General features: G+C 73.2%; 11 protein-coding genes. 7 read left to right on the top strand and 4 right to left on the bottom strand.

Translation table 11 applies throughout. The annotated features are described in order from the left end of the window. The first annotated feature begins 340 nt into the window (after positions 1–340). Complete coding sequence (gene idi, locus CCN42_RS33635) at positions 341–934, top strand: isopentenyl-diphosphate Delta-isomerase (protein ID WP_086741232.1); 594 nt, start codon at positions 341–343, stop codon at positions 932–934. A gap of 16 nt (positions 935–950) precedes the next feature. Here the strand turns inward: idi and CCN42_RS33630 are convergent, their stop codons facing one another. Beyond that, the gene (locus CCN42_RS33630) at positions 951–1,427 is read right to left on the bottom strand and encodes an ATP-binding protein (RefSeq protein ID WP_086172596.1); all 477 of its coding nucleotides are present in this window, start codon (positions 1,425–1,427) and stop codon (positions 951–953) included. Positions 1,428–1,620: 193 nt separating this feature from the next. Between CCN42_RS33630 and CCN42_RS33625 the strand changes: the two genes are divergently transcribed. Beyond that, positions 1,621–1,824, top strand: a complete 204-nt coding sequence (locus CCN42_RS33625) for a hypothetical protein (protein WP_086741231.1) — start codon at positions 1,621–1,623, stop codon at positions 1,822–1,824. Positions 1,825–1,834: 10 nt separating this feature from the next. Then, the gene (locus CCN42_RS33620; protein ID WP_086741230.1) at positions 1,835–2,584 is read left to right on the top strand and encodes an enoyl-CoA hydratase/isomerase family protein; all 750 of its coding nucleotides are present in this window, start codon (positions 1,835–1,837) and stop codon (positions 2,582–2,584) included. Here the strand turns inward: CCN42_RS33620 and CCN42_RS33615 are convergent. Both CCN42_RS33615 and CCN42_RS33610 read right to left on the bottom strand, forming a co-directional pair. Further along, the gene (locus tag CCN42_RS33615) at positions 2,571–3,206 is read right to left on the bottom strand and encodes a DJ-1/PfpI family protein (RefSeq protein ID WP_086172594.1); all 636 of its coding nucleotides are present in this window, start codon (positions 3,204–3,206) and stop codon (positions 2,571–2,573) included. The genes CCN42_RS33620 and CCN42_RS33615 overlap by 14 nt on opposite strands. 30 nt (positions 3,207–3,236) lie before the next feature. Continuing rightward, positions 3,237–4,196 (bottom strand): GlxA family transcriptional regulator, encoded by a 960-nt coding sequence (locus tag CCN42_RS33610; protein WP_086741229.1) that lies wholly within the window; start codon positions 4,194–4,196, stop codon positions 3,237–3,239. Positions 4,197–4,352: 156 nt separating this feature from the next. Here CCN42_RS33610 and CCN42_RS45745 point away from each other — a divergent pair, with 156 nt between their 5' ends. The 3 genes from CCN42_RS45745 to CCN42_RS33595 all read left to right on the top strand — a co-directional run bounded on the left by CCN42_RS45745 (position 4,353) and on the right by CCN42_RS33595 (position 7,603). Continuing rightward, positions 4,353–4,487: an LPFR motif small protein gene (locus tag CCN42_RS45745; protein ID WP_279628009.1), complete on the top strand. Its 135-nt coding sequence runs from the start codon at positions 4,353–4,355 to the stop codon at positions 4,485–4,487. Between the two features lie 97 nt (positions 4,488–4,584). After that, positions 4,585–6,981, top strand: coding sequence for a Tex family protein (locus CCN42_RS33600; protein ID WP_086741227.1), 2,397 nt, complete (start codon positions 4,585–4,587; stop codon positions 6,979–6,981). A gap of 70 nt (positions 6,982–7,051) precedes the next feature. Then, on the top strand, positions 7,052–7,603 hold the full coding sequence (locus CCN42_RS33595; RefSeq protein WP_086741226.1) for a putative glycolipid-binding domain-containing protein: 552 nt from the start codon (positions 7,052–7,054) through the stop codon (positions 7,601–7,603). 203 nt (positions 7,604–7,806) lie between these two features. Here CCN42_RS33595 and CCN42_RS33590 read toward each other — a convergent pair whose 3' ends face one another. After that, on the bottom strand, positions 7,807–8,280 hold the full coding sequence (locus tag CCN42_RS33590) for an ATP-binding protein (protein ID WP_086741225.1): 474 nt from the start codon (positions 8,278–8,280) through the stop codon (positions 7,807–7,809). 158 nt (positions 8,281–8,438) lie between these two features. Here CCN42_RS33590 and CCN42_RS33585 point away from each other — a divergent pair. Further along, on the top strand, positions 8,439–8,663 hold a 225-nt coding region (locus CCN42_RS33585), incomplete at its 3' end, for an STAS domain-containing protein (RefSeq protein ID WP_245877585.1).

Below are 8,663 nucleotides of genomic sequence, written 5' to 3'. Positions count from 1 at the left end.
CGGCGCGCCGGGCGGAAGTCCGCGTACTTGGGCGTACTCGGGCTTTCGTCCGGTGCGGCGAGAGCACGTGCCGGGCGTCGCAGGGCAGACGGGAGTCTGACGACACCTCCTAGAGGGTGTCTCGTCCGATCAGGCCGGACGGGCGAGCGGGAGCCGCTGACCGGGTGGGCCGGCGCACACCAGTACGGGCGGTTCCTCGTCCGGTGCGCCGGGCACGCTCACCTCCCGGGCCCCCTTCCGGCGCCTGCCGTGCGGGACATGCGGGTCGTTCCGGGAAGTGCCGGGAGTGCCGGATTCGTACGGCAGACTTGGGGCGCGAGGAACGAGGCGAAGGATGGGTATGCCGATTTCACCTGCCACCGCGACGCACAGCACGTCGAACGGCACCACGGACGCGATCTTGCTGGAACTGGTCGACGAGAACGGCGTCACGATCGGCACCGCGGAGAAGCTGGCCGCCCATCAGCCGCCCGGGCAGCTGCACCGGGCGTTCTCGGTCTTCCTCTTCGACGAGCGCGGCCGGCTGCTCCTCCAGCAGCGGGCGCTCGGCAAGTACCACTCCCCCGGTGTGTGGTCGAACACCTGCTGCGGCCATCCGTACCCCGGTGAGGCGCCCTTCGCGGCGGCGGCCCGGCGCACCCACGAGGAGCTGGGCGTCTCGCCGTCGCTGCTCGCGGAGGCCGGGACGGTCCGCTACAACCACCCGGACCCGGCCTCGGGCCTGGTCGAGCAGGAGTACAACCACCTCTTCGTGGGCCTGGTGCAGTCACCGCTCGTCCCGGACCGGGAGGAGGTCGGCGCCACCGCGTTCGTGACCTCGGCCGAGCTGGCGGAGCGGCATGCCAGGGAGCCGTTCTCGGCGTGGTTCATGACGGTCCTGGACGCGGCCCGTCCGGCGATCAGGGAGCTGACCGGCCCGTCCGCGGGCTGGTAGCGGTCCCGGCCGGGATCTAGACCGGGCGTGCGGGGGCGAGCGGCAGGGCGGCCCAGATGACCTTGCCGCCCGTCGTCGTGTGCTCGACGTCGCACACCCCGCCCGCCTCGCGGGTGATCTCCCGCACCAGGAGCAGTCCGCGCCCGCCGGTCTGCGCGTGGTCGGCCTCCAGGGCGGTGGGGCGGTAGGGGTGGTTGTCCTCCACCGAGAGGCGCACCCACTCGGCGCCCACGGCGATCTCCACGGCGAGCATCGGCGACAGCAGCGCCGCGTGCCGGACGGCGTTCGTGACCAGCTCGGACACGATCAGCAGCAGGGCGTGCGCCACGTCGTCGGAGACGGGTACGCCCTGTCGACGCAGCAGGTCCCGGACGGCGTGCCGGGCCTGCGGGACCGAGGCGTCGACGGCGGGGGCGGTGAACCTCCAGACGCCCTCGTACGGCAGCGGATCGGGCGTCTTCTCCTCAAGAGGTGCCTCTGCGCCGCCTGCCATCGTCCGGTCGCCACCCTCGCGCTCGATTGTCACCACATGCCGAATGGTGACAACGCGCCTGCCGACGCCGAGGAGCTGAACACAAGTCAGCGACTATCGAGCGCTTTTGACCGTTGGCGTATGACACGGTCAGTTGTGGGACTACTCCTGCCCCACTCGTGCCGACTTTGCGAACTATTCGGGTTGTACGGGTTTGTCGCTGCCGCCCGGCCGGCCGGAGACGCCGTCCGAGACCATCCGCGACGACCAGGACCACACCGAGCGCCGTGAGCCGGCCGAAGCCCCGGTTCAGCCGGGCGGCCCCGCCTTCGTCGCTCCGGTCATCAGAGCCTCCTCGTCGTCCCGGCGGCTGCCCAAGGGGGGTCTCGTCGATCGTACGTACGCCCTCGGCGGCTAGCATCCCGCGCATGGAGCCCCAGCTGCTGCACCACGTCGCCGACTCGGTCGCCACCGTCGTCATCCACCACCCGGCCAAACGCAACGCGATGACCGCCGCGATGTGGGAGGCGCTGCCGCCGCTGCTGACGGACCTGGCCGCCGACCCGGAGGTCCGCGCGCTGGTGCTCACCGGCGCGGGCGGCACCTTCTGCGCGGGCGCCGACATCTCCACCCTCCAGGGGTCCCCGGAACGGGCGCAGGCGCTGGCCGTGGCCGCCGAGGAGGCGCTGGCCGCGTTCCCGAAGCCGACGCTCGCGGCGGTCCGGGGGCACTGCGTGGGCGGCGGGTCGCAGCTCGCGGCCGCCTGCGATCTGCGGTTCGCGGAGCGGGGCGCGCTGTTCGGGGTGACCCCGGCGAAGCTCGGCATCGTCTACCCGGCGTCCTCCACCCGGCGGCTGGTGTCGCTGGTCGGTCCGGCCGCCGCGAAGTACCTGCTGTTCTCGGGCGAGCTGATCGAGGCGGAGCGGGCGCTGCGGACGGGACTGGTGGACGAGGTACTGCCGGAGGGTGAACTCGCCGGGCGGGTCGCCGAGTTCACCCGAGTCCTCGCCGCCCGTTCGCAGCTGACGCAGGCGGCGGCGAAGGAGTTCGCGAACGGCCGGACCGACCGGGACGGCCACTGGGCGGCGCGGGCGCGGGAGAGCGCCGACACCGCGGAGGGCGTCACGGCGTTCCTGGAACGCCGCCCGCCCCGCTTCACGTGGACTACGTCAGGATGAACCTGCTCTTGGAGCGGAACTCCTCGACGAGGTGCGCCGGGGCCTTGTCGGGCGACCCGGCGTCGTAGGGCGGCTGCGGGTCGTACTCGGTGAGCAGCTGCACGGCCTGGGCGTGTTCGTCGCCCGCGATCCGGCCCAGCAGGGCGAGGCCCATGTCGATGCCGGAGGAGACCCCGGCGGCGGTGACGTACTTGCCGTCGAAGACGACCCGCTCGCCGGTGGGCTCGGCGCCGAGTCCCGCGAGGAAGTCCAGGGCCAGCCAGTGGGAGGTGGCCCGGCGTCCGGTCAGCAGCCCGGCGGCGGCCAGCAGCAGCGAGCCGGTGCACACCGAGGTCGTCCAGGTGCTGGTCGCGTCGGCGGCCCGCAGCCAGTCCAGCAGAGCCCGGTTCTCCATCTGCGGGGTCTGCCCGGGGCCGCCGGGGACGACCACGATGTCCGGGCTCGGCACCTCGGCGAGGGTCTTGTCGGCGGTGAGGGCGAGGGTGCCGGTGTCGGTGCGGACGGGGCCGGTCCGCTCGGCGACGAACACGGTCTCGGCGCCGGGCAGGCGGCCGAGGGTCTCGTACGGTCCGACGGCGTCCAGGGCGGTGAAGCGGTCGTAGAGGACGACGGCGATCTGCATCGGGGTCCCTTCGGTGGTGGAGACGGGGGGTCAGGGGGTGTGCGCGGGGCGGAACCGCCGGCGGTACTCCGCCGGGGCCGCTCCCAGCGCGCGGACGAAGGCGCGGCGCATCGCCTCGGGGGTGCCGTAGCCGCTGGCGCGGGAGACCTCCTCGACGCCGTCGGCGGTGTCCTCGAGGAGACGGCGGGCGTGTTCCAGGCGGACCCGGTCGACGTAGCGGCCGGGTGTCATGCCGGTCTCCGCGCGGAAGGCGCGGGCGAAGTGGCGCGGGGAGAGCCGCGCGCGGGCGGCCAGCGCCTCCACGCTCAGGTCGGCGGCCGGATGCTCGGAGATCCACTGCTGGACGTCGCGCAGCGGCTCGCGCCGGGCGGTCTGGGCGGCGAGCTGGGCGCTGAACTGGGCCTGGTTGCCCGGCCGGCGCAGGAAGACCACCAGGTGGCGGGCGACGGTGAGGGCGGTGTCCCGGCCCAGGTCCTCCTCGACCAGCGCGAGCGCGAGGTCGATGCCGGAGGTGACGCCGGCGGAGGTGGCCACGTTGCCGTCCCGGACGTAGATCGGCTCGGGGTCCACCTCGACGGCCGGGTGATTGCGGGCGAGGGTGTCGCAGTACGCCCAGTGGGTGGTGGCGCGCCGCCCGTCCAGCAGGCCCGCCGCGGCGAGCAGCACCGCCCCCGTGCACACCGACACCAGCCGCTCGGCGCGCGGCCCGTGCCGGCGCACCCAGTCGACCAGCCGGGGGTCCGGGTGCCGGGTGCCCCGCCCGCCGGGGACCACCAGGGTGTGCGGATCGGCGGTGCCGGCGAGGGCCCCGTCGGGCATCAGGGTCAGCCCGCTGGAGGTGCGCACGGGGGCGCCGTCCAGGGAGGCCGTTCGGACCCGGTAGGAGCCCGGGACGTGCTGCTCGGCGCCCGTGAAGACCTCCACGGGGCCGGTGACATCGAGGCTCTGCACCTCGTCGAAGACCACGACGAGCACGGTTCGCTGCGGCATGCGTCGATTCTTCGGGGCGCGGGAGATGGCCGCAATGACGAGCAGCCCACCTTTCCTGCCATGTGTGCCGCGGCTTCGGCGAGGTACCCGAGAGGTGCGCGAACGTTCGAATCAGAGCGATTCGAAGCGACTCGAAGCGACGAAGGAGAGATTCACGTGTTCCGTGCCATTGCGGACGTACTGCGGCAGATCGGTGGCGCCATCGCCACGGTCGTGACCCTGCCCTTCCGGGCGCTGGCCCGGCTGTTCGGCGGAGCCTCCTCCTCCGGCCGGAGTGCCCGACGGGCATGACCGCCTGCCGCGCCCATGACCTGCCCTGATCCCCGGTTGTCGGTGCCACCTGCCACAATTGCCGCGCAACCCGAAGCGGAGAAGGCGGTACGGCATCGTGACGACACCGGGGTCCCTCGGAGCAGGGTCCATCGAAGGCAGGATCGCCGAGGAGCTCGGCGTACGGGAGCGGCAGGTGAAGGCTGCCGTGGAGCTGCTGGACGGCGGTTCGACGGTGCCCTTCATCGCCCGCTACCGCAAGGAAGCGACCGAGATGCTCGACGACGCGCAGCTGCGCACGATCGAGGAGCGGCTGCGCTATCTGCGGGAGCTGGAGGAGCGGCGCACCGCGATCCTGGAGTCGGTGCGCGAGCAGGGCAAGCTCACCGAGGAGCTGGAGGCCCGCATCCGGGGCGCGGAGACCAAGGCGCGCCTGGAGGACATCTACCTGCCGTACAAGCCCAAGCGGCGCACCAAGGCGCAGATCGCCCGTGAGGCCGGTCTGGAGCCGCTGGCCGACGGGCTGCTCGGCGACCCGGCCGTCGAACCGCTGGCCGCCGCCGTCGCGTTCGTCGACGCCGACAAGGGGGTCGCCGATCCGCAGGCCGCGCTGGACGGCGCGCGCGCCATCCTCACCGAGCGGTTCTCGGAGGACGCCGACCTGATCGGCGAGCTGCGCGAGCGCATGTGGGTGCGCGGGCGGCTGGTGGCCAAGGTGCGGGAGGGCAAGGAGGAGGCGGGCGCGAAGTTCTCCGACTACTTCGACTTCGCCGAGCCCTTCACCGAGCTGCCCTCGCACCGCGTCCTGGCGATGCTGCGCGGTGAGAAGGAGGAGGTCCTCGACCTCGTCCTGGAACCGGAGGAGCCGGCCGACGGCCCGTCGTCGTACGAGGGGATCGTCGCCCACCGCTTCGGCATCGCCGACCGGGGCCGCCCCGGCGACAAGTGGCTGACGGACACGGTCCGCTGGGCCTGGCGCACCCGCATCCTCGTCCACCTCGGCATCGATCTGCGGCTGCGGCTGCGCACGGCCGCCGAGGACGAGGCCGTCAGGGTGTTCGCGGCGAACCTGCGCGACCTGCTGCTCGCCGCCCCCGCGGGCACGCGGGCGACGCTTGGCCTCGACCCCGGCTTCCGGACCGGCGTGAAGGTGGCCGTGGTCGACGCGACCGGCAAGGTCGTCGCCACGGACGTGATCCACCCGCACGTCCCGGCCAACAGGTGGGACGAGGCGATCGCCAGACTGGCCCGGCTCGCCGAGCAGCACGCGGTCGAGCTGATCGCCATCGGCAACGGCACCGCGTCCCGGGAGACCGACAAGCTCGCCGGGGAACTCATCGCCAGGCACCCCGAGTTGAAGCTCACCAAGGTGATGGTGTCCGAGGCGGGCGCGTCGGTGTACTCGGCATCCGCGTTCGCCTCGCAGGAGCTGCCCGACATGGACGTGTCGCTGCGCGGCGCCGTGTCGATCGCGCGCCGCCTCCAGGACCCGCTGGCCGAGCTGGTGAAGATCGACCCGAAGTCGATCGGCGTCGGCCAGTACCAGCACGACCTGTCCGAGGTGAAGCTGTCGCGCTCGCTGGACGCGGTGGTCGAGGACTGTGTGAACGGCGTCGGCGTGGACGTGAACACGGCCTCCGCGCCGCTGCTCGCGCGGGTCTCCGGCATCTCGTCCGGGCTGGCGGAGAACATCGTGGCCCACCGCGACGCCAACGGCCCCTTCACCTCCCGCGCGCAGCTGAAGAAGGTGCCGCGGCTCGGCCCCAAGGCGTACGAGCAGTGCGCGGGCTTCCTGCGGATCCGGGGCGGCGACGACCCGCTGGACGCCTCCAGCGTGCACCCCGAGGCGTACCCCGTGGTGCGGCGCATGGTGAAGACCACGGGCCAGGAGGTGGCCGCGCTGGTCGGCAACACCGGCGTGCTGCGCTCGCTCAGGCCGCAGGACTTCGTGGACGAGACGTTCGGTCTGCCCACCGTCACCGACATCCTGAAGGAACTGGAGAAGCCGGGCCGTGACCCGCGGCCCGCGTTCAGGACGGCCTCCTTCAAGGAGGGCGTGGAGAAGATCTCCGATCTGGAGCCGGGCATGGTGCTGGAGGGCGTGGTCACCAACGTGGCCGCGTTCGGCGCGTTCGTCGACGTCGGTGTCCACCAGGACGGGCTGGTCCATGTGTCCGCGATGTCGAAGACGTTCGTCAAGGACCCGCGCGACGTGGTCAAGCCGGGTGACATCGTCAAGGTGAAGGTGCTCGACGTCGACATCCCGCGCAAGCGGATCTCGCTCACGCTGCGCCTGGACGACGAGGCCGCCGCGCAGGGCGGGCAGCCGTCCGGCGAGCGCCGTCAGCAGCGCGGCGGCCGGCCGCCGCAGCAGCGGCAGGGCGGGCGCGCGGGCGGCGGGGCCGGGCGCGCGGGCGGCGGCGGTCGCCAGGCCCCGGCGCCGGCCGACGGCGCGATGGCGGACGCCCTGCGCCGCGCGGGCCTGCTCGACCCGAAGAAGGGCGGCAGGCGCTGAACCCCCGCGGGGCCGGGCCCCGGCACTGCCGTGCCGGGTCCCGGGCCCGCTCCCGTCCTAGGGTGACGTCATGACCATTGCACGGGTACTGACCTGGGAGGTCACGGCGAGCCGGGGCTACGAGACCGCCTGGGCCGAGCTGACCGAGGGCGCGCTGCAAGCCCGCGGCCGGGCGGTCGGCACCGTCCCGGAGCCGTACTGGCTCACGTACGAGCTGGACTCCGCGGACGGCTTCGTCACCCGGCGGCTGACGGTGGCCGTCGAGACCGCCGACCGCACCCGCACCCTCGATCTGCGGCACGACGGTCACGGTCGCTGGACCGCCGACGGCCGGCCGCTGCCGGAGGCCGACGGCGCCCTCGACTGCGACCTCGGCCTGTGTCCGCTGACCAACACCCTGCCGGTGCTGCGCCACGGGCTGCACCGGGCGGGCGGGGAGCGGGAGTTCCTGATGGCGTGGGTGTCGGTGCCGGACCTGGCGGTTCGGCCGTCGCGGCAGACGTACACCCCGCTCGGCGGCGGGCGGGTCCGCTACTCCTCGGGGACCTTCGGCAGCGACGTCCTGTTCGACGCGGACGGCTTCGTGGCCGACTACCCGGAGCTGGCGACGCGGCTCGGCTGAGGTGTCGCGCCGGATGCAGCAGCATCGGCGGCCGCCCGGACGGCGGCGAGGTGGAGCTGGGGCCTGCTGCCCGGTTCCGCCCCTCTCGGCATGCCGGTTCCCCTGCTGCCCGCCGTGGTCCGACACCGGGCGCTGCGCGGCGCCTTCCCCACCAGCCGCCCCGCGTGTCCGACCGGCGGCACGCGGGGCCCAGGCCGCCCGCTTTACGGGGGCGGACAGCCGGTGCGGGAGCCGCTGGGGTCGTCGGTGAGGGTGATGCGGGCGGTGATGCGTTTGCCGACCGGCTCCCGACGGGCTTCGAAGCTCTGGGCGACGGCCATGACGATCTCCAGGCCGTGCTGGCCGACGCGGCCGGCGTCCGCGGCCCGGGCGATGGGCAGGACCGGGTCGGAGTCCCACACCTCCACCTCGACCGTCGCGCCGGTGATCCGCAGATTCAGCAGGATCGGGCCCGGCGCGTACTTGCGGGCGTTGGTGACCAGCTCGCTGACCACCAGCTGGGTCAGGTCCAGGGCGCGCTGCGAGACGTGCAGGCCGTGGTCGGTCTGCATCTGGGTGAGAAAGCCGGCGGCCAGCTGACGGGCCTTGGCGATCACGGTGCCGTCCCCGTCCAAGGCCACCCGCAGAGGGCGCCCGTGCGGCACGGCGCCGTCCTCGCCCACGCGCACCGATCCCATAGCAACCGCCTTCACTCCCCCGTCCATACCCCGTGCGTACCCCCGCAAGGACGGGCAACGCCTCATGTCCCTCGGCCGGCTCTGCCACACCAGGGCATCACCCGGGGCATGCGGGGCAGCATTCCGGGCGGGGGTCTCGATGTGCCAGTATCACCGGCATGGCAGAGGAGCAGATGGCGGACACCGAACGAGCCGGGCAATCGGGCCGGCTGTCGGCCGTGGTCACCGCCACCGACGGCATCCGCGTGGTGACTGCGGCCGGAGAGATCGACCACCACACCGCAGACACACTCCGTCACGCTCTGGACGCCACCGACGAGTCCTGTCCCCGGGTCGTGGTCGACATGCGGCAGGTGACGTTCATGGACTCCAGCGGCATCAAC

Origin of the sequence: Streptomyces glaucescens (assembly GCF_002154375.1) — a bacterium.
GTDB lineage: Bacteria > Actinomycetota > Actinomycetes > Streptomycetales > Streptomycetaceae > Streptomyces > Streptomyces glaucescens.
This window is presented reverse-complemented; position numbering and strand designations above follow the sequence as displayed.